The organism is Kordia sp. E (assembly GCF_056033805.1).
This window is the reverse complement of record NZ_JBRASR010000002.1, coordinates 469,263-488,480: the sequence shown is the minus strand read 5'-3', so window position 1 is coordinate 488,480 and position 19,218 is coordinate 469,263. Positions and strand designations below refer to the sequence as shown.

The 19,218-nt window shown below is 31.4% G+C and carries 20 protein-coding genes; 12 read left to right on the top strand and 8 right to left on the bottom strand.

All coding sequences use genetic code 11. The annotated features are described in order from the left end of the window. Positions 1-543: 543 nt before the first annotated feature. From ACUUYC_RS05180 to ACUUYC_RS05170, 3 genes are read right to left on the bottom strand one after another with little or no spacing between them, the layout of a single operon-like run. The gene (locus ACUUYC_RS05180) at positions 544-3,663 is read right to left on the bottom strand and encodes a CHAT domain-containing protein (RefSeq protein WP_474264409.1); all 3,120 of its coding nucleotides are present in this window, start codon (positions 3,661-3,663) and stop codon (positions 544-546) included. 3 nt (positions 3,664-3,666) lie between these two features. After that, positions 3,667-4,452 carry a hypothetical protein gene (locus ACUUYC_RS05175; protein WP_474264408.1) on the bottom strand — a complete coding sequence of 262 codons (786 nt, stop codon included), beginning with the start codon at positions 4,450-4,452 and terminating at the stop codon, positions 3,667-3,669. 2 nt (positions 4,453-4,454) lie between these two features. Continuing rightward, complete coding sequence (locus tag ACUUYC_RS05170) at positions 4,455-5,021, bottom strand: RNA polymerase sigma factor (RefSeq protein WP_474264407.1); 567 nt, start codon at positions 5,019-5,021, stop codon at positions 4,455-4,457. Positions 5,022-5,394: 373 nt separating this feature from the next. Between ACUUYC_RS05170 and atpD the strand changes: the two genes are divergently transcribed. The 8 genes from atpD to bioA all read left to right on the top strand — a co-directional run bounded on the left by atpD (position 5,395) and on the right by bioA (position 11,889). Then, entirely contained in the window at positions 5,395-6,903 is a 1,509-nt protein-coding gene (gene atpD, locus ACUUYC_RS05165) for a F0F1 ATP synthase subunit beta (protein ID WP_474264406.1), read from the top strand. A gap of 23 nt (positions 6,904-6,926) precedes the next feature. Continuing rightward, positions 6,927-7,220: a F0F1 ATP synthase subunit delta/epsilon gene (locus tag ACUUYC_RS05160; RefSeq protein ID WP_474264405.1), complete on the top strand. Its 294-nt coding sequence runs from the start codon at positions 6,927-6,929 to the stop codon at positions 7,218-7,220. A gap of 85 nt (positions 7,221-7,305) precedes the next feature. Next, positions 7,306-7,938 carry a SanA/YdcF family protein gene (locus ACUUYC_RS05155; protein WP_474264404.1) on the top strand — a complete coding sequence of 211 codons (633 nt, stop codon included), beginning with the start codon at positions 7,306-7,308 and terminating at the stop codon, positions 7,936-7,938. Between the two features lie 37 nt (positions 7,939-7,975). Next, positions 7,976-8,479 (top strand): hypothetical protein, encoded by a 504-nt coding sequence (locus ACUUYC_RS05150; protein WP_474264403.1) that lies wholly within the window; start codon positions 7,976-7,978, stop codon positions 8,477-8,479. Continuing rightward, positions 8,476-9,615 carry an aminotransferase class I/II-fold pyridoxal phosphate-dependent enzyme gene (locus ACUUYC_RS05145; protein ID WP_474264402.1) on the top strand — a complete coding sequence of 380 codons (1,140 nt, stop codon included), beginning with the start codon at positions 8,476-8,478 and terminating at the stop codon, positions 9,613-9,615. Before ACUUYC_RS05150 ends, ACUUYC_RS05145 begins: the two co-directional genes overlap by 4 nt. A 4-nt stretch (positions 9,616-9,619) precedes the next feature. Further along, the gene (locus ACUUYC_RS05140) at positions 9,620-10,009 is read left to right on the top strand and encodes a putative signal transducing protein (RefSeq protein WP_474264401.1); all 390 of its coding nucleotides are present in this window, start codon (positions 9,620-9,622) and stop codon (positions 10,007-10,009) included. Between the two features lie 3 nt (positions 10,010-10,012). After that, entirely contained in the window at positions 10,013-10,624 is a 612-nt protein-coding gene (gene bioD / locus ACUUYC_RS05135; RefSeq protein WP_474264400.1) for a dethiobiotin synthase, read from the top strand. Then, positions 10,624-11,889, top strand: coding sequence for an adenosylmethionine--8-amino-7-oxononanoate transaminase (gene bioA / locus ACUUYC_RS05130; protein WP_474264399.1), 1,266 nt, complete (start codon positions 10,624-10,626; stop codon positions 11,887-11,889). The genes bioD and bioA overlap by 1 nt, the downstream gene beginning before the upstream one ends. A 55-nt stretch (positions 11,890-11,944) precedes the next feature. Here bioA and ACUUYC_RS05125 read toward each other — a convergent pair whose 3' ends face one another. Further along, a complete protein-coding gene (locus tag ACUUYC_RS05125; protein ID WP_474264398.1) occupies positions 11,945-12,370 on the bottom strand; it encodes a cytochrome c oxidase assembly factor Coa1 family protein in 426 nt (141 codons plus the stop codon). 191 nt (positions 12,371-12,561) lie between these two features. Here ACUUYC_RS05125 and ACUUYC_RS05120 point away from each other — a divergent pair, with 191 nt between their 5' ends. Next, positions 12,562-12,756 (top strand): hypothetical protein, encoded by a 195-nt coding sequence (locus tag ACUUYC_RS05120; RefSeq protein ID WP_431370356.1) that lies wholly within the window; start codon positions 12,562-12,564, stop codon positions 12,754-12,756. Positions 12,757-12,813: 57 nt separating this feature from the next. Here the strand turns inward: ACUUYC_RS05120 and ACUUYC_RS05115 are convergent, their stop codons facing one another. After that, positions 12,814-12,993 (bottom strand): hypothetical protein, encoded by a 180-nt coding sequence (locus ACUUYC_RS05115; protein ID WP_474264397.1) that lies wholly within the window; start codon positions 12,991-12,993, stop codon positions 12,814-12,816. Positions 12,994-13,105: 112 nt separating this feature from the next. Next, positions 13,106-14,809 (bottom strand): tetratricopeptide repeat protein, encoded by a 1,704-nt coding sequence (locus ACUUYC_RS05110; protein WP_474264396.1) that lies wholly within the window; start codon positions 14,807-14,809, stop codon positions 13,106-13,108. Positions 14,810-15,008: 199 nt separating this feature from the next. On the opposite strand from ACUUYC_RS05110, the gene ACUUYC_RS05105 reads away from it, so the two are divergent. Then, on the top strand, positions 15,009-15,194 hold the full coding sequence (locus tag ACUUYC_RS05105; RefSeq protein ID WP_474264395.1) for a hypothetical protein: 186 nt from the start codon (positions 15,009-15,011) through the stop codon (positions 15,192-15,194). A gap of 103 nt (positions 15,195-15,297) precedes the next feature. Here the strand turns inward: ACUUYC_RS05105 and ACUUYC_RS05100 are convergent, their stop codons facing one another. Both ACUUYC_RS05100 and ACUUYC_RS05095 read right to left on the bottom strand, forming a co-directional pair. Continuing rightward, positions 15,298-15,459: a hypothetical protein gene (locus ACUUYC_RS05100; protein WP_474264394.1), complete on the bottom strand. Its 162-nt coding sequence runs from the start codon at positions 15,457-15,459 to the stop codon at positions 15,298-15,300. Between the two features lie 110 nt (positions 15,460-15,569). Continuing rightward, entirely contained in the window at positions 15,570-17,273 is a 1,704-nt protein-coding gene (locus tag ACUUYC_RS05095) for a helix-turn-helix domain-containing protein (RefSeq protein WP_474264393.1), read from the bottom strand. Between the two features lie 159 nt (positions 17,274-17,432). Between ACUUYC_RS05095 and ACUUYC_RS05090 the strand changes: the two genes are divergently transcribed. Both ACUUYC_RS05090 and ACUUYC_RS05085 read left to right on the top strand, forming a co-directional pair. After that, positions 17,433-18,590 carry a beta-ketoacyl synthase N-terminal-like domain-containing protein gene (locus ACUUYC_RS05090; protein WP_474266352.1) on the top strand — a complete coding sequence of 386 codons (1,158 nt, stop codon included), beginning with the start codon at positions 17,433-17,435 and terminating at the stop codon, positions 18,588-18,590. Positions 18,591-18,636: 46 nt separating this feature from the next. Beyond that, positions 18,637-19,215 (top strand): hypothetical protein, encoded by a 579-nt coding sequence (locus ACUUYC_RS05085; RefSeq protein ID WP_474264392.1) that lies wholly within the window; start codon positions 18,637-18,639, stop codon positions 19,213-19,215. Positions 19,216-19,218: the final 3 nt, after the last annotated feature.

The window sequence follows — 19,218 nt, the reverse complement described above, 5'->3', positions numbered from 1 at the left end:
GGGATATAATAGAATTGTTTGGTTTCGGTATTGAAATAATGTGAAGGAATACTTTTTTTAAGTAAATCGAAAAGAAAGAAAAAGGTATTAAAAAGAGTGCTTGTAACGTGTGTGTTTCTATTTTTCGATATAAAACAAAAGATCCCCATATCTTATAGTTCAGAAAAAACAGATTTGTTACCCAGTTTTTTTGACTTTTTTTCAAAAAAAGAAAAACTTTAACTTTTAAAGTTAAATGAAGAGTCAAGTAATCTTGTTTTGTTCTTTTCCGCAGTGTAGTAAAACTTTCTCGTTAAAAATTTTTGAAACCTTGGAGAAAATTTAGAGAAAGATTTACGGTTTTAGCTTTTTCGGCTAAAAATACCTCTGGAAAAGTGCCTTTTCTTTTGTTTCGTTTTCTTTGGGCAAGCAAAGAAAATGAAAAATAGAAACTGATTTTTACTCGTTTAAATGTTATTTTGAATAATAGTGAATAATACTTTTTTTGGTAAAAAATATTTTGAAAGCACTCAATATTTTATATTGAGAAAGTTTATTGAATTGTTAAGGCTTGAATTGGGCTTTTCTCCAAAATCGTCTAAAAACATATAAAAGTATCAGTATAAGAAAGATGCCAGCTATAATCAAAATAGTTGGTATAATTGTAGTATGTGGTTCAAAAATAATAGGATCAGTATTTCCTAACACATAAAAACTTCCCCAATAAAATGGCGCGCTCGTAAACTGATCTGTATGGTGAAGGAAATCGATTTTTGCTTGTTGTAAGGCTTTATGTTTAGGCAAACCTGCTTTAATATGATTATAAAAATAACCCATAAATTCAGGCGTCGTTTTATCTGAAATTTCCCAGCTACTTAATAATAAACTTTTCGCGCCTGCGTATTGAAACGCGTTTCCTAAACTTTGAATACCTTCTGCCTTATTAATAGTACCGTTTCCAGTATTACACGCACTCAAAACTACCAAACTCGCTGGAATCTGTAAATTGTATATTTCATGACCAAATAATTGGTCATCTTCGTTTTCGCTTCCTTCAGAAAAATAAATTTTTAAATTATTTGAATTCTGATTGTCAATATCTCCATGAAGTGCTAAATGTATAATCTTGAATTTAGCGACATATTGCTTAAAATTTGTTTCGTTGGCATTAGAACCATAAAAATAAGAGCCTTCTAAAATTTTAGAAATTTCTGTAATTTCTTTTCTAGTGCCAGGTAAGTCAATATTGGAATTTCGTAAATCTGATAATGCAATAACGTTTGTGTTTTTTTGAATGCTATCTTTACTCGTGTATGAAAACGCAATACAATCATTTTGTAAATTATCTAGATCATTTATTTTAGTTTCTTCAAACAATAAACTTGCTGAATTGGCGTAACTAATAGCGTAATCATATAGCAAATAAGCTGGTTTTTTAGTGTGTTTTGAATCTTCTGTCAACAATAAATCAAACTGTAAATACCAAAGTGATTCATCAGGAATAATAATCAATTCGTTACCTACAAAATGTTTTTTAATTGGTGCAAGTAACTGTCTATATAAATACGATGCATTTTGTGTAAACTTCTCTTGGTCTTTGGAAATAATCGCAGTATTAAACTCTTCAATTTTGGAATCTAAACTATCAACTTTTAATTTTTCTACATGAAATGTGTTTTTAGAAATGATAAAAGCATATAAGTGATTTTTGCTTTTAAAAAACTCTAAAAGTGTAGTACTATCATTTAGTTTTTCTTGAAGTGTTTCGAGTTGAATGATGGAGTCTTTAGATTCAGAAGTATAATAAGTTGGAAACGCAATTTCAATACTTTTCTCAAGTGAATCTTTTCGTTTAGAAACATCAAAAAACAATCCTTCTAATGCATATAACTTTACGGAATCAGTTTCCTTTCGGTTAGCTTCTTTTAAAATATTTGATTGCAATCGGGCAAGTTCAATGTTTATGTTTTTTTCTAATGTTAGAATGTTCTTATCAAGATTGGAACTGCGTTTTGCTGCTGCATTCTTTAACAATTCTCGCAATACATGCGCTTTGCTTTTTTCGGAACTATAAAATGAATTCTCCAACGAAATAGAAGTATCTTCTAGCTCATGAAGCATTACGGTTGTTTGTACGTTTTTTGCATACACAGCTTTTACGATTTCAGAAAAGACAATCCTATCTTGATGATTTTGTTTTGATTTTCGGACCATATTAATAAACAAAGCAGCTTCTTTATAAAACGCGTTACTTTCTACTAAATATGCTAGTTTATTAGTTTTTTCAAACAATAACAATAAAATATCAGCTTTGGTTTTTAGGGTTTCAAGTAGCAAATCGCTATTTACATAACTCGAAACCGAAAATCGGTTTGTAGTTGTTATTTTGGTGAGATGATTACTTTCAAGTGCTTCTTGATTATACAATAAAGCCTTGTCAAAATCCTTCATAGCTACATGAATTTTGGCAATATTATTATAATTACGAATCGTATTTATATTCTTATCTCCGCGAGCTTGCCGAATTGCTAATGACTTTTCATTGTACTTGAGTGCTTCTGTGTAGTTTTTAAGTTGATAATAAATATGTGAAAGATATTCGTACTGAAAAGTCAACATTACATAATTTATTTTTGGCGCGTTTAGGCAAATACCAATTGCTTTTTTTAAATATGGAATGCCTCTTTCGTCACCATAAATAGTTCCGAGTTGACTATACGGAAGAGACATTTTTGGATGATCAGCGCCATAAAATCGCGCTCCTAAATCCAAGGTTTTGTGTGTGTGAAACAACGCTTTTTCTGTTAAACCTTGTCGTTGATAAATAGTGCCAATATTAAAATGAATGCGTACTTGCTCATCGTGATTGTCTACACCATAATTTTTAATACTAACACTCAGTGCTTTTTTATAATACTCCAGACTTTTGTTAAATTCTTCTTTGTTGGAATAAATTAAGCCTAAACTATTATAGACTTTCCCGAAATATGGATGATCATTTTCATAGACTTTTTGAGCTAAATCAACAGTTTTTTGAAACAATGAAAATGCTGTATCCATCTGCCCTGAATCATACTGTAAATATCCTTTAGCTTGGTAAATATCTGCATGGAGAATTGTTTTTTGTGGCGAATCAGTTAATTCAATTGCTAAAGCAGCATCTAGTTTTTTTAATGCTTCTTCCAGATTTCTATTATGATGAAAAGCAACACCAACATTAAAATACGAACGTGCTAATTGTAGTTTTTCATCTTTAAAATGAGCTAGTCGAATTTCTAAAGCAGTTGTGTGATTTTTGAGTGCTTCTTCCGGATTGCGCATTTTTCCCTGAGCAATAGCCATATTGTTCAGTGCATTTGCTTTTGCGCGTTTGCCAAGTGCTTCATCTTTTTTACTAAAATGTAATGCTTTTTGTGCGTATTGAAACGCTTCTTTCGATTGTGATTTGTAATTGCATGCTTGCGATAATCCATTATAAGAAGTCGCAACATCTGCGTAATCATTTGAATTCGTTGATATTGTGAGCGCTTTTTGAAACTCCAAAATTGCTTCGTCATACTTTCCGTAAAACAATAACTGTTCTCCTTTTTCCAAATAACTTTTTGCACTTGTATCTTTTGATTGTGCGTAAATAAGCGTTCCTATAAAAAAGAACGTGCATACAAAACAAATAATCTTCTTCATCTATTATTTAAGTTTAATTTCTTGATTTGGTTCAGAAGGTATTTCTAGGTACAATGCTGCTTTTTCATGGTTTTTTTGGTCTAAATGGATAAGTCCTTTATACCAATTAGCAACATCAGGATTATATACTTTTAAACTATCTAGGGAGGAAAATGCAATTTTTGGTTTCTGTAATTTATAATTTGCCAAAGCGCGCAATATCAAAACATCTTTATATTGATTGCTTGAAGCAGTATATTTTTCAAGTACGATAAGTGTATTATCATATTGTTTCATTTTATAAAAATTGAGCGCTTTCTCTAAATCTATTTTAATAGTATCAGAAGGATTGCTTCTCAATGTAAAATCTAATCCAACATTCTTATTCCATGCATTTGCTGTCAAAGCATCATAATCTATTTTTTCATCTTTAGAAAAATACCAGAATATGGAAAAGAAAATTAAAAACAATGCTGCAATTCTAAGGATAAAACGCAACTTAAAAATACGACTTGGTTTTTGCTTAACAATTTGCTTGTCTTTATACTGTTGAATAGCTGCAGCAATCTTTTCTTTCAATTGTTTAGTTTCTGCACTCTCAAGCATTTTTTTATACGCTTCAACTCTAGCATGTGAGTCGTTATGAGCAAAACTCCAATAGGTTTCTCCTAACGTGTTCACTAATTGTTCTTCCAGTTGCACTTGTTCTTTAAAAGCATCATCTGACTTCATTCGTTCTAAAAAAGAAGCTCTCTCTTCCTTGGAAAGTGTATTTCGTAAAAACTGTTCAATCAATATATCGTCTTCCATCTTCATAAGTCTTTTAAATTAGTGTAGCGGCTATCTTTTTGAATCAACTCAATCAATCGTTTTTTACACTTAAAAATACGTTGCCTTACAACATTCTCAGAAGTATAATCAAATTTTTGCATAATCGTTTCGTAAGAAGTCTTTACAAAAAACAGCTTCAAGATGTTCATGCAGTTCTCTGATAAAGAAGCTAATTTTTCCGAAAACAATTCGTAGCGTTCTTGTTCAACAATTGCAAATGCTGTATTTGAAGTGTCGCTCAAATTTTCAATCGTTTCAAGATTGTTTACTGTAAGCTTTGAAGCATTCAATTCTCGTCTCCATAAATTTTTACACACACTAAAAAAATAAGCATCAAAAGAAGTTGTAATCTCAAAAACTTCTTTTCTATAGCGAACAATAAGTTGCAACAATGCTTTCTGAAAAATATCATCTGCATCTGACGCATAACCATTATTGCGCAATACAAAACGCTCAATCTTTGGGAAAACTTCTTGATACAATAAAATGATATCTTCTTGTTTTCCTTCCGAAAGTTTTTTTAAAAAAATAGTCGATGCTTTGGTCATGTGGTAACGATCAAAATTTCATTCTTAAACTTAGCGCCACTTAAGCGTATTGTAAAATAAATTGGGGGAAGTAAAGATAAAAGGTTGTATTGAATTGCAATATTGATGCTTGAAATATAGAAATAAATTTGCAGATGTTATATAAAGATGTCTTCAAATAAAAATCTGTAGTGAAAATCTGAACTACTTGTAAAGCCTATGAATACGTGTAGAAATAAAATATTTTTCAGAATTCTAAAAAAACATAATGAAAAGACTATTTGTTTTAAGTAAAAAAATATATCTTTGCACCGCGAAAAAAGGTCATGTTTTAGCATAAAATATGAAATCCATTTTTCAGTATTTAATAACCTAAACATTAAACACTTAAGTAATGTCAAAAGTTACAGGTAAAGTTGCACAAATTATAGGTCCTGTTGTTGATGTAGAATTCAGCGCTGGGAACGAACTTCCAAAAATTTACGATTCATTAGAAATAGCGAAAGCTGATGGTACAAAATTAGTACTTGAAGTACAGTCTCACGTTGGTGAAAATACTGTTCGTACAATCTCTATGGATTCTACAGATGGTCTAAGTAGAGGTACAGATGTACTTCCTACTGGAAATCCAATCAAAATGCCTATTGGCGACGATGTATACGGTCGATTATTTAACGTTATTGGAGATGCTATCGATGGATTAGGAGAATTGCCTAAAACAGGTGATGACGGTTTATCTATCCACAGACAAGCACCAAAATTTGAAGACTTATCAACTTCTACAGAAGTTTTATTTACTGGTATTAAAGTAATTGATTTAATTGAGCCATACGCAAAAGGTGGTAAAATTGGATTATTTGGTGGAGCCGGAGTAGGTAAAACAGTATTGATTCAGGAGTTAATTAATAATATTGCAAAAGGACACGGTGGACTTTCTGTATTCGCAGGAGTAGGAGAAAGAACTCGTGAAGGAAATGACCTTTTACGTGAGATGTTAGAATCAGGAATTATCAAGTATGGTGATGATTTTATGCACTCAATGGAAGAAGGTGGATGGGATTTATCTAAAGTAGATAAAGACATCATGAAAGAATCTAAAGCGACTTTCGTTTTTGGACAAATGAATGAGCCTCCTGGAGCACGTGCACGTGTTGCCTTATCAGGATTAACAATTGCAGAATATTTCCGTGATGGAGCTGGAGATGGACAAGGAAAAGATGTACTTTTCTTCGTAGATAACATCTTCCGTTTTACACAAGCAGGTTCTGAAGTATCAGCACTTCTTGGACGTATGCCATCAGCGGTAGGATACCAACCAACATTAGCAACTGAAATGGGTGCAATGCAGGAACGTATTACATCAACTAAAAAAGGTTCTATTACATCTGTACAAGCGGTTTACGTACCTGCAGATGATTTAACGGATCCAGCACCAGCAACAACGTTTGCTCACTTGGATGCAACAACAGTATTGTCTCGTAAAATTGCTGAACTTGGTATTTACCCAGCGGTAGATCCATTAGATTCTACATCTAGAATTTTAACAGCAGACATCTTAGGAGATGAGCACTATGACTGTGCACAACGTGTAAAAGAGTTATTACAACGTTACAAAGAATTACAAGATATTATTGCAATTCTTGGTATGGAAGAATTATCTGAAGAAGATAAAATGGCCGTAGGTAGAGCAAGACGTGTACAACGTTTCTTATCTCAGCCTTTCCACGTAGCAGAGCAATTTACAGGACTTAAAGGTGTATTAGTAGATATCAAGGAAACTATCAAAGGATTCAACATGATTATGGATGGAGAATTAGATAACTTACCTGAAGCTGCTTTTAACTTAAAAGGAACAATTGAAGAAGCGATTGAAGCTGGAGAGAAAATGCTAGCAGAAGCTTAATTCATAATTCATAATTGAAAAATATGTATTTAGAAATAGTATCACCTGAAGCGACTTTATTTAGTTCAGAAGTAGATTCTGTAGCTGTTCCAGGAATTAATGGAGAATTTCAAATGTTAAATGGTCACGCACCAATTGTATCTCTATTAAAAGAAGGAATCGTTAAAATTCATACGCACACGCAAAGTCATTTAGAATTAGATGATTTACACGGACGTATTGTTCCTCACAATGATGATGATAAAGTATTAACATTATCTATCAACTCTGGAACTATTGAAATGAAAGACAACAGAGTAATTGTACTTGCAGACTAAGTAAAATTTCAAGTTAAAATATATAAAAGCACCAAACGGATTCGTTTGGTGCTTTTTTTATGGAATAAAAAGTATCTTTATAATTATGAAAAAATGGGCAAAGCGAATTGGAATAAGTCTTCTTTTAATACTAATAGGAATCGTTTGTTGTAATGCATATGTTGAAATCAGTACCAAAGGGAAAACGTTTAATACAACGGCTGAAATCCCTGTAAACAAAGTTGGTTTGCTCTTAGGAACTGGAAAGTATCTGCAAAATGGAAATATAAATTTATTCTATAAATACAGAATTAACGCAGCTGTAAAATTATACAAAGCAAAAAAGATTAGTTATATCTTGGTAAGTGGAGATAATGGAAGTAAAACCTATGATGAACCAACAACGTTCAAAGAAGATTTAATTGCTGCCGGAATCCCTGAATCGCGAATTATTCTTGACTATGCAGGATTTAGAACCTTAGATTCTGTGATTAGAAGTAAAGAAATATTTCAGCAAGCAAACATTACCATCATTTCGCAACAATTTCACAATGAACGCGCTATTGCCATTGCAAAAGCCAAAGGGATAAACGCAGTCGGTTTCAATGCAAAAAATGTTGGTGGGCGCAATGGTTTCAAAGTAAAAGCTAGAGAATTATTGGCGCGTGTTGCTATGTGTTTAGATTTAATTATTGGTAAACAACCTAAATTTTTAGGTGATAAAATTGATATAAAATAGATCAGCGTACATAAAACATAATCAGTATTTTTACACTATGAAAGATGAAGTTATCATATCACAAGGGAAAAGATCGCTTTGGCATAATATCATAGCAGCATTTCTATATTCTGTTGTGATTGGTAGTGCTTTTCTTTTCTTTTTTTGGTTGGAATTTTCTTTTGATAGGAAATATGTGCTAAAACAAATGGATTTGATACAAATTGGAGCAGTGGCATTATTAGCTGCTTTTTATTACTCTGTAATTCAAACGTACTATTTCGATTTCAAAAATAATTTATATAAGCATGAACGTGCAGTTTTATGGTTCAAACTAGGAAAATGGAATCCATTACCTGAACTCGAATACATTTCGGTATTTCAAAAAGAAGAAGGCATCTTTGAAATCAATTTATGGTATTTAGGAAACAAGCATTTCAAAATATATCACATGTTTGATGAAGAAGAAGCAATGGAAACTGGAAAACAATTAGCAACATCTTTACGAATAGATTTATTGGACGCAACGGTCGCAAATGATTCAAAATGGATTGAGTTATGAGAACACCTAAAAGGCTTCAAGCTAAAATTCAAGAACGTACTCAAAAAAATACATTACGTTCACTTTCAATAGAAAAAAAACCAATCGATTTTTCGTCTAATGATTACTTAGGTTTTGCAACATCGGAATCGATTTTTGAAAAAACACATCAACTTTTAGTCGATCGAAATCTAAAACATAATGGAGCAACAGGTTCACGATTGCTTTCTGGAAATTCAGAACTGTATGAAGAAGTAGAAGCACAAATTTGTACATTTCACAATAGTGAAGCTGCCTTGCTATTCAATTCGGGATATGATGCAAATATTGGCTTCTTTTCAGCTGTTCCATTGCGTGGAGATATAATATTATATGATGAATTTATTCATGCGTCCATTCGTGATGGAATTGCCATGAGTAATGCCAAATCATACAAATTCAAGCATAATGACTTAGAAGATGTAGCCAAAAAAGTCAGCAATATTTCAAAACAACTTGAAGATTCTCAAGAAATATATATAGTTACAGAATCTGTGTTTTCCATGGATGGAGATTCACCAAACTTAGTTGAGTTTGTAAACTTTTGTAATAAAAACAATTGTTACCTTGTTGTAGATGAGGCGCATGCATTAGGTGTTTTTGGAGATGATGGAGAAGGATTATTGCAACAATTAGGCTTAGAGCAAGAAGTATTTGCTCGTATATATACATTTGGAAAAGCATTAGGTTGCCATGGAGCTGTTATTTTAGGAAGTAACGAATTAAAAAGCTATCTAATCAACTTTGCAAGAAGCTTTATTTACACAACAGGTTTATCACCACATGCAATTGCAACGATAAAAATAGCGTATGATAAATTGGTAGATTGTATAGATGTAAAACGTTTAAAACTTCGAATTTTTACATTTATGCAAGCAACGCAACTGCTAAAATTCATTCCAAGTGAATCTGCAATTCATTGTTATATCATACCTGGAAATGATAACGTAAAGAAAGCAGCAGCAGCATTGCGAGCAAAAGGATTTGATGTAAAACCAATACTATCACCAACAGTTCCAGAAGGAAAAGAACGTTTACGATTTTGTTTACACGCGTACAATTCGACACAAGAAATCAAAGAAATGATCAACACACTCTCAAGTTTATATTACAAATAATACTATGGAAAACGATTTTTATACAATAGCTGCTTTTGATTTCACAGCGGAAGCACAGGTCATGAAAGGAAGATTTGAATCGCAAGGTATTGAAGTCTTTCTAAAAGATGAGCATACGCTTGACGCTGATCCGTTAATAAGCAATGCAATTGGAGGTGTGAAATTGCAAGTTCATATAAAAGATAAAGACGAGGCAATAGCATTGTATAACGAACTTCGTGAATATGAAGTTGACAGGCAAGGAAACAGAATTACATGTCCAAACTGTAAAGAAAATCGGATATTAATTGCACCACCACGAAAAAAACTACTCTATTTATTATTTCCATTCTTTGAACCAACACGTTATTTGTGTGGAGAATGTGGAGAAATTTTCAATAAGAAAGCAAAATAACAAATGCAGAAAAAAATATTTGTCACAGGAATTTCTACGGAAGTTGGTAAAACTGTCACTTCCGCAATCTTAGTAGAAGCGTTGGAAGCTGATTACTGGAAACCAATACAAGCAGGCGATTTAGAGAATTCGGACAGTCATAAAATTGAACGATACATTTCAAATAATAAAACTAAAATTCACAAAAATAGTTATGCGCTCAATACGCCAATGAGTCCACATGCTTCTGCAGAAATTGATAATATTACAATTGATCTTAAAAAGATTACAGAACCTAAAACGGAAAATCATTTAGTGGTTGAAGGTGCTGGCGGAATATTAGTTCCATTAAACAATGAGCACACTGTTTTAGATATTATAAAGCCAGAATATCACGTTATTGTGGTTTCACGTCACTATTTGGGAAGTATCAATCATACCTTATTAACGGTTGCTTTATTGAAAGAAAAAGGGTTTAATGTTTCTATTATTTTTAGTGGAAACGAACATCCAACTACAGAAGCAATTATCAAAAAAATGACCAATGTTCCCGTAATTGGACGCATTGAAGAAGAACCGTATTTTGATCAAAATGTAATTCGCGAATACGCGGAACTATTCAAAGAAAAGTTATAATGAGTTTACAAGAAAGAGATAAAAAACACCTTTGGCATCCGCTAACCCAGCACAAATCGCATCCAAATCATATTGCAATTACAAAAGCAAAAGGCGCAGTTTTGTATGATGAAAACGGAAACGAATATATTGACGGAATTGCTTCTTGGTACACATGCATGTACGGACATTGTAATGAGTATATCATTGACAAAGTTCATCAGCAAATGAAAACCTTAGATCATGTAGTTTTTACAGGATTTACGCATAAACCAGCTGTGGAACTTTCGGAAAAACTCATTAAAATTCTTCCAGAGAATCAAGAAAAACTATTCTTTTCAGACAATGGCTCTACGGCAATTGATGTTGGAATAAAAATGGCGCTGCAATATCATTTCAATCAAAATGAAAAACGTACAAAAATCATTGCGTTGGAAAACGGTTTTCATGGTGATACTTTTGGCGCAATGTCAGTTTCAGGATTATCGGTTTACAATGGACCTTTTGAAGAATTCTTTATTGATGTAGCTCGAATTCCTGTTCCAAATGCTGAAAATATAGATGAAGTAAAAGCACTTTTTACAAAACTCATTACAGAACATAAAGTTGCTGCATTTGTCTACGAACCTTTAGTGCAAGGTGCTGCGGCAATGAAAATGCATGAAGCAACACACATCAACGAAATTTTAAAAATTGCACAAGCACATAATGTGGTAACGATTGCAGATGAAGTAATGACTGGTTTTGGAAAAACAGGAAAAAACTTTGCTTCTGAGTATATAGAAACAAAACCAGATATCATGTGTCTTTCCAAAGCATTATCTGCCGGAATGGTGCCAATGGCAATTACAAGTTGCAGTCAAAAAGTATACGATGCTTTCTATGCTGATGATATGAAAAAAGGATTCTTTCATGGACATACATATTCGGGAAATCCGGTTGCGTGTACTGCCGCTATAGCGGGAATTGAATTGTTACAATCAGAAGACATTCAAAATAGCATGAAGCGAATTGAAGCTTCGCACAAAGCTTTTGACGCAAGTATAAAAAATCACCCAAAAGTTGGTTCAACACGACAACTAGGACAGATTTATGCGCTCGATTTAAATATTACAATGGAACGTTACGGAAACTTACGTGATCAATTATTCAGTTCATTTATGAATAAAGGTGTTTGTTTGCGTCCGTTAGGAAATACGATATACATTTTAGCGCCATACATTACCACTGACGAACAATTACAAAAAATATACAATTCGATACGAGAAACTCTCAATGAGCTTTAAAAAATGTTAATTCAAGGTTCTGTTCCAATCTAATTTAATGATAAATATAAAACTATCATTCTAACAAATCAAGACTGTCTTTGCTAGTTACAAAATAGATCTTCATTTTACTGTAACTCCAAACCTCGTTGTTTTTTGTACCAATAACATGTAGCAAAGCGCCACCTTTTGGACCTTTTAACGGCACACGAATATTTGCATCACTTTCAGTATCAGAAACAGAAATTTGTCCTTGAATCAATGCAGATTGTTCAATAGGTTCACCAAGTTGTTCAATAACATAGCTATTAGTTGTTGCGTTTTCAAACGCATCAACATATGGAGTAGATTCTTTTAACATTGATGTCACCGTAAAAAACATTACAGCTATAAAAATTATAAAAACGGCTATTAGCGTTAAACAACCTGTGGGTACAAACCATTTCCAGTTGCGTTGCCACCAATTTTTTCTAGGTTCTTGAAAATCGTCGTTGTAATCCATACTATTTTTTTAAGAGTTCTATAGATAAGTTCTAAAATACAGAAAATGTTACAGATGTAATAGTAATTTTTATAGAATCGATTTTTATAAAAACAACCTAGATTTTTATAAAAGCAGTGAATAACAGATTGTAAAGCGTTGAAATTCAATATAGTTTTGAATCAAATTATTAATCTTAAAATTATATTTTTATGAAGAAAAGAAGTTTAAAAAGTTTAAAATTAAACAAGAAATTGATCTCTAATTTAGAAAGCGCTAAAGGAGGAATTATCTCTGTAATTTTATGTCCAGTTGAGCCAACTAAAGAACACAGACTTTGTGAAAACTCATTTACTGGAAATACAGACATTCCAAATCCTTGTTTGTCAGTACATCCGTGTGTATAACAACAAAAAAGCTCTTGAGAATAACTCAAGAGCTTTTGTTTTTATTAACGAAGAGTATTAAACGCAGGTTTCATTATTAGCGCTAATTAATCTAGACTCTTCATTTATTGGAGTTGGAGTTTCTGTAGGTTCATCAAATGCACTAGACTTAATTTCATCATCTGTACCGCCATAAATTTCATGTGTAGAAATCGTGATTTTTTTAAGGGATAACTTTTTATAAGTTTTACTTTTCATAATACAAGTTTTAGAGTTAATTAATAAGCATGAAGTAAATCAATTTCGTATTACAATCCCAATACTTACTCTCGATTTTTATAAAAATAGATTACTAAGGTTATGTTGTAATTTATAGATTATCAAGGTTTTTGATGTAAAAAGAAGGATTGAATCCAGTTTGTTTCTTAAATGCTTTTGCAAATGACTCTGACTTCTTAAAACCTATTTCTTCTGCAATAGATTGAATCGTATAAGAACGTAGTTTTTTATCATCTTTCAGTGCATTTAATACATATGTAATGCGCATATCAGTCATATACTCTGAAAACGTTTTTCCTTTATGTGAATTAATTACTTTTGATAAATAGCTGGAATTTGTGTTACATTTTTTTGCTAACGTAGTAAGGTTATATTTTTTGTCTAGGAAAAACAGCTTTGCTTCAAGTACTTCCAAATTGTCTAATATTTTAGCGGTTTTTTCATCAGATAATACATATCCAGAAGGAGTAACTTTTTGAGTTTTAACTTCCTTCGTTTTTAATTCTTGAATCAATTCATGAAACTTTATCAGTTTCTGCTTTTGTACATTTCTATAATACACAAAGAAAATAATAGCAATCAAAATAGATAATGCCGCAACTACAATAGTTTGGATAAAATATTTTTTAAACAAACTAGACGTTTCTTCTGCTTTATCAGCACGCTCTTTTTCATTCTTTAAATCATTGCCAAAAATAGTTTGATGTAATGCAAAACGCATATCTTTATTTAAATCATTACGCTTAATATATTCACTATATATTGTGGTTGCTTTTTCATGATTTCCTAATTTCACATGTGTTTTAGCTAGTAATGGATATACTTTATCCAATTTGATGAAATTTAACTGTTTGGTCGTTATAATTGTATGTGCTTTTTGAAGAACTTCAAGCGCTTCATCATACTTTTTTAACCCAAATAAACATTTTCCTTTATCAAATAATAAATATGGAGTTATTAAATACAAATCAGGATTTTTTGTGGAAATTTCGAGTGCCTCATCTAATTGTGTAATAGCTTTATTATACTCTTTTTGAGTAGTGTATACATTTCCTTTACCTCCAATAGCAATGCATTTTTCAGTAATAAAATAAGGCGTTTTACTCAAAGAAAGACTTTTTGAATACAGTTCAATTGCTTTATCATATACACCTTTTTCGGTATATCGTAATGCTGTACTGTTTAGCATTTTTATAAATCGTCTTTGTAAAAAACGTGAATCAGGTTTTGTGGAAAGTAACGAATCGAATGCGTGTAAAATTTTATTAAATTTGGCTAAGGCTCCTTTTTCCTTAGTAATCTTTAATTTATAAGTTGCAATATCAAACTGAAGCGTTAACCGATTCTCTACTGAACCTTTAGTCTTCATAATTTCATCTGCTTTCAAATAAAAATCTAAGGTTTCAGTATACTTTGATTGATAATAAAATGTAGCACCTTTTGCATGATAAAAAGAACCTAATAATGAATCGTCTTTACTCTTAGTTGCTAGAAAAATAGCTTTGTCAATAGCTAAATGTGCTTTAGCGTATGCTTTTGATTTTCTGTAAATACGATTTTTAAAATAATAGGAAGTAGCAATATAATGTGTGTCTTTTTTTTCAGTTGCCTGATTTAAAAAAGCAGCAATGTATGCCTCTATATTTTGTGAAGGACCAATATATTCTTTTAAATAATCATGTTGTTCTGAAAGATTTTTTTCTTTAAAAACAGCAAGTGAATCATCTTGTGAGAATACTATAGTAGAAAAAAAGAGAAAAAATGTAAAAAGCATTCGTCGATAACTCAAAATCATAATAGCAGTTTTAATATAATACAAAGGAGTTTTAAAAATAATCAAAAAACAAAAAGAGGTCTAAAAAATTCATAAATATTCTGTACTCGACTTTCGTGAAAATCAATATCGATTTTCACGAAAGTCGTTAGTATGGTCTTGTAAATTATTGTTTTCGGCTATAGTTTTGGATCATTACTAATTATAAAAACTTTATAAAATGAAAAAAAGAGAATTAAAAACATTGAAATTAGAAAAGAAGACAATAGCAAACTTTGACAATAGTATTAAAGGAGGAATGACTACTTTAGTGCCAGTTCCAGTAGTAAGTCTTCAAACTAATTGTGTTGAAAACAGAGTTTGTCAAAATATATCACTTGACTTACCAATGCATCAGTGTCGCTAGTAGATGCAACTATTCTCAAAAGGAATAAATCTTAAACTAAAGAAAAAAAGAGGCTAATTTTATATAAAAACTAGCCTCTTTTTAGAGTTAATCAAAGTAGTGGTTATAGACATTCATTAATTGGTAAATCGACAGAAAGTGCTCTTACTAAACCTTCAGTTGATCCTCCAAAAGCACTTGTTCCACCTTTAACTTCATGTAAAGTTTCTAAGCGTCTAATTGTGGTTTTCTTTAATTGTAACTTTTTACTTTTGATGTTTTTCATATTGTTAACTTTGATGTGGTTTATATAAGCAAGAAACTCTATACAATAGTGAAATCATAATGTTGATTCACGATTTTCATGAAAGTCGTGAAATTCTGACTTTCCTATATTTACTGATTATTAAGATTTTTAATATAAAAAGAAGGATTAATTCCAGTCCTTTTTTTAAAAGCTTTAGAAAATGATTCAGCTTTGTTAAAACCAACTTCTTCTGCAATAGATTGTATAGTGTAAAAACGCAACTTTCTATCTTCTTTTAAGGATTTTATGGCATATTCTATTCTAAGAAAGTTTATATATTCTGAAAATGTTTTTTCTTTATATTGGTTAATTACTTTAGATAAATAATTAGAATTTGTATTGCATTTTTTTGCCAACGTAGCTAAGTTGTATTTTTTATCTAAAAAGGATAAATCCGATTCAAATTTCTCCAAAATAGTTAGAATTTCAGTAGCTTTTTCATCAGATAAAGTAAATCTAGGGTGTTCAATACTTGTGGAAGATTTATGGCCTTCTTTAGTTGCTAACTCTTTTAAAAGCAATTCAAATTTAAGTATGTTTGATCGTTGTTTTTGCTTGTAAAAAATAAATAAACCAATTAAACTTATTAGTAATAAGGCAATAATGGCAATTGTTTTGGTTAAATGATTTTCCAGTATTTTTGTTTTTTCAGTTTTACGATTAATAATCTGTTCTGCGTTCTTAAGATCGTATCCTTCAAAAATAGATTGGTATAACTCTAGCTTTTTTTCAGCACTAAATTTGTTTCTATCAATATAAGTTTGGAAAGCTGTGTTTGCTTTTTCAGGATTTTCTAATTTTATATAGGTTTCTGCTAATACTTTGTATGTTGCGTCTAAACCAATAAAATGCAAACTTTCTTTTTGAATAATAGAATCTACACTTGTCAAACTTTTAAGTGCATTTTTATAATCTTCTAAACCAAAATAGCATTTTCCTTTATCCAACAATAAAAAAGGCGCTACGAGTTTCAAGTTCGATTTAGCTGTCAAAAGCAATGCTTTATCAAGTTCTAGGATTGCTTCTTCATATTTTTTTTGAGCAGTAAGCACGTTTCCTTTTCCTCCAGTAGCAATATATTGACCAAATAAATAATTGTGTTTATTACTAAGTTTTAAACCTTTATTATATGAATTAAAAGCTTCGTTGTACAATCCTTTTTTAGTATAAGATTGTCCTACGTTCAAAAGCATTTTAATGAATCGTATATTGATGAGTCTTGAATTTGGATTTTTCTTCACTAAAGAATCAAAAGCATGAATAATGCCTTTATAATTATCAAGAGTTGTTTGTGTATTTTTTGTTTTTAATTTATAGCTAACAATATCAAACTCTAAAGTAAGTCGATTACTTGTAGCTCCATTAACTCTCAGAATATCGTATGCTTTTAAATAATAATTTATAGTGTTTGAATACGCTGACTGTGCATTATAAATAGCGCCTTTTGCATGATAAAAAGAACCTAACAGAGAATCGTTATTTGTCATTTTAGCAATTTCAATGGCAGTATCTATATGTTTATGAGCGGTATCTAATTGTTTTTCCTTTCTACTTAATTTATAAAGAAAATAATACGCTTTGGTAAGATATATAGTGTCTTTTTTTTGGGTAGCATTCTTTAAAAAAACACTAATAAAAGGTTCAATATTATAATTAACATCTACTTGGTTTTCTAGGAAAAAGTGCTGGTTTTTTAAAGATTTATTTTTAAAATCAGCAATAGAATCATTGTTGTTTCCCAAAAGCAAAAAAGGAAGAAAAAGGAACAACAAGGAAATTTTAGAAAAATTCATCCAACAGTAGTTTTGTATCACGGTTAAAAAACACAAGATATAATATCTAATTTTTTATAAGTGTAAAAGCTAATATAATTTCTAAAATATAGAGACTATAAATGTTAGTAAATCATCACATTTCTTACGATATTAGCACTCTCAATATATGTTTATATGATGCATGACTGTATTTCAATAACTGGCTTGGGTTCGGTGTCTCCATTGGGAAGTACACAAGCCGAAATTTGGAAACATTATACAAATAATTCACATTGTTTCCAGATAGAAACAATTCAAAATAAAAATGTGTACACAGCGCCACTTTCTGCAACAGCAAAAACTGAAATAGAAGCGTTAAAAAATTCCAATTCTAAATATAAGAGTCTTGATAATAGTGTATTGTATGCAATACTTGCTTCGCGAATTGCCATTAAAAATGCAGGTTGGAATGATGAAAATGACTTCGGAATCAACATTGGTTCCTCAAGAGGAGCCACAACACTATTTGAAAAATATCATAAAGATTTCTTAGAAAGTCAACACGCACAAACACTAAGTTCTCCAACCACAACATTAGGGAATATTTCATCTTGGGTTGCGCACGATTTGCAAACTACAGGACCGCAAATATCACATTCTATTACCTGCTCTACAGCGTTGCATGCTTTATTAAATGGAGTTGCTTGGTTGCAGTCGGGAATGGCTTCAACATTCTTAGTTGGTGGAAGTGAAGCGCCGTTAACACCGTTTACAATTGCACAAATGAAAGCATTGCACATTTATGCAAAAAAAGAAGTAGCATATCCTTGTTTATCACTTGACTTAGAAAAAAAGCGAAACACCATGATTTTGGGTGAAGGAGCTGCTTCAATCTGTTTGGAAAAAGGTGAAAAACCAAATGCATTGGCAAAAATTAGAGGAATTGGGTATGCTACAGAAATCTTAAAGCACAATACTTCAATTTCAGCCGATGGAGAATGTTTTGAAAAATCGATGTGTATGGCTTTGGGCAATCATCTACCTGAAGAAATCGATGCTATTGTAATGCATGCACCTGGAACAATAAAAGGTGATTTAGCAGAATATAATGCAATCAAAAAGATTTTTTGTAACAAAATGCCAAAACTCACTACGAATAAGTGGAAGATAGGTCACACATTTGGAGCTTCAGGAATGTTAAGTGTAGAACTTGCAATACTTATGATACAATATCAAAAATTCATTTCTATTCCTTATCTTGACGAGGAAAAACCACCTGCACAACTCAAAAATATTTTGGTAAATGCGGTTGGATTTGGAGGAAATGCAGTTTCTATATTACTTACACGTGACTAATTTTAGTACAAAACATTAAAAATTAACTATTTAAAAACTTTTAGCTATGGCAGAATGGTTTTCAGCATTGACATATTTTGAGAAATTCTATTGGGTTATTGCAGGAATTTCATCTACAATTTTCGTATTTGTTCTCATCACTACATTTTTAGTTGGTGATGCAGATGGCGTTGATGGTGATGTAGATGCCGAAATAGAAAGCGATACAGGAATTGGTTTTCAATTCTTTAGCTTCAAAAACTTAGTAGCATTCTTTACAATCTTTAGCTGGGCAGGAATTTCTTGCATGGATGCAGGATATGGAAAAGGAATCACCATTCTAGTTTCTACTATTGCCGGGCTCATTATGATGTTCATTATGGGAGCTTTAATCTATTATATCAATAAATTAGTAAGTAGCGGAACGTTGAAGCTTGAAAATGCTGTTGGAAATGTTGGAGAAGTATATCTTACTATTGGAGCCAATCGTTCTAAAATAGGGAAAGTTCATGTCAACATTCAAGGTGCTTTGCGCGAATTGGATGCACTCGCAGATAGTGAAGAAACCTTAAAAACAGGAACCGTAGTTGAAGTTAAAGACATTACAGGAACAGGAATATTAATCGTACAACCATTAAATCAATAAATT

Excerpts from the sequence above, each read along its gene's own strand:
- ACUUYC_RS05180 (WP_474264409.1), bottom strand. The coding sequence starts at position 3,663 with ATGAAGAAGATTATTTGTTTTGTATGCACGTTCTTTTTTATAGGAACG.
- ACUUYC_RS05175 (WP_474264408.1), bottom strand. The coding sequence starts at position 4,452 with ATGGAAGACGATATATTGATTGAACAGTTTTTACGAAATACACTTTCC.
- ACUUYC_RS05170 (WP_474264407.1), bottom strand. The coding sequence starts at position 5,021 with ATGACCAAAGCATCGACTATTTTTTTAAAAAAACTTTCGGAAGGAAAA.
- atpD (WP_474264406.1), top strand. The coding sequence starts at position 5,395 with ATGTCAAAAGTTACAGGTAAAGTTGCACAAATTATAGGTCCTGTTGTT.
- ACUUYC_RS05160 (WP_474264405.1), top strand. The coding sequence starts at position 6,927 with ATGTATTTAGAAATAGTATCACCTGAAGCGACTTTATTTAGTTCAGAA.
- ACUUYC_RS05155 (WP_474264404.1), top strand. The coding sequence starts at position 7,306 with ATGAAAAAATGGGCAAAGCGAATTGGAATAAGTCTTCTTTTAATACTA.
- ACUUYC_RS05150 (WP_474264403.1), top strand. The coding sequence starts at position 7,976 with ATGAAAGATGAAGTTATCATATCACAAGGGAAAAGATCGCTTTGGCAT.
- ACUUYC_RS05145 (WP_474264402.1), top strand. The coding sequence starts at position 8,476 with ATGAGAACACCTAAAAGGCTTCAAGCTAAAATTCAAGAACGTACTCAA.
- ACUUYC_RS05140 (WP_474264401.1), top strand. The coding sequence starts at position 9,620 with ATGGAAAACGATTTTTATACAATAGCTGCTTTTGATTTCACAGCGGAA.
- bioD (WP_474264400.1), top strand. The coding sequence starts at position 10,013 with ATGCAGAAAAAAATATTTGTCACAGGAATTTCTACGGAAGTTGGTAAA.
- bioA (WP_474264399.1), top strand. The coding sequence starts at position 10,624 with ATGAGTTTACAAGAAAGAGATAAAAAACACCTTTGGCATCCGCTAACC.
- ACUUYC_RS05125 (WP_474264398.1), bottom strand. The coding sequence starts at position 12,370 with ATGGATTACAACGACGATTTTCAAGAACCTAGAAAAAATTGGTGGCAA.
- ACUUYC_RS05120 (WP_431370356.1), top strand. The coding sequence starts at position 12,562 with ATGAAGAAAAGAAGTTTAAAAAGTTTAAAATTAAACAAGAAATTGATC.
- ACUUYC_RS05115 (WP_474264397.1), bottom strand. The coding sequence starts at position 12,993 with ATGAAAAGTAAAACTTATAAAAAGTTATCCCTTAAAAAAATCACGATT.
- ACUUYC_RS05110 (WP_474264396.1), bottom strand. The coding sequence starts at position 14,809 with ATGATTTTGAGTTATCGACGAATGCTTTTTACATTTTTTCTCTTTTTT.
- ACUUYC_RS05105 (WP_474264395.1), top strand. The coding sequence starts at position 15,009 with ATGAAAAAAAGAGAATTAAAAACATTGAAATTAGAAAAGAAGACAATA.
- ACUUYC_RS05100 (WP_474264394.1), bottom strand. The coding sequence starts at position 15,459 with ATGAAAAACATCAAAAGTAAAAAGTTACAATTAAAGAAAACCACAATT.
- ACUUYC_RS05095 (WP_474264393.1), bottom strand. The coding sequence starts at position 17,273 with ATGAATTTTTCTAAAATTTCCTTGTTGTTCCTTTTTCTTCCTTTTTTG.
- ACUUYC_RS05090 (WP_474266352.1), top strand. The coding sequence starts at position 17,433 with ATGCATGACTGTATTTCAATAACTGGCTTGGGTTCGGTGTCTCCATTG.
- ACUUYC_RS05085 (WP_474264392.1), top strand. The coding sequence starts at position 18,637 with ATGGCAGAATGGTTTTCAGCATTGACATATTTTGAGAAATTCTATTGG.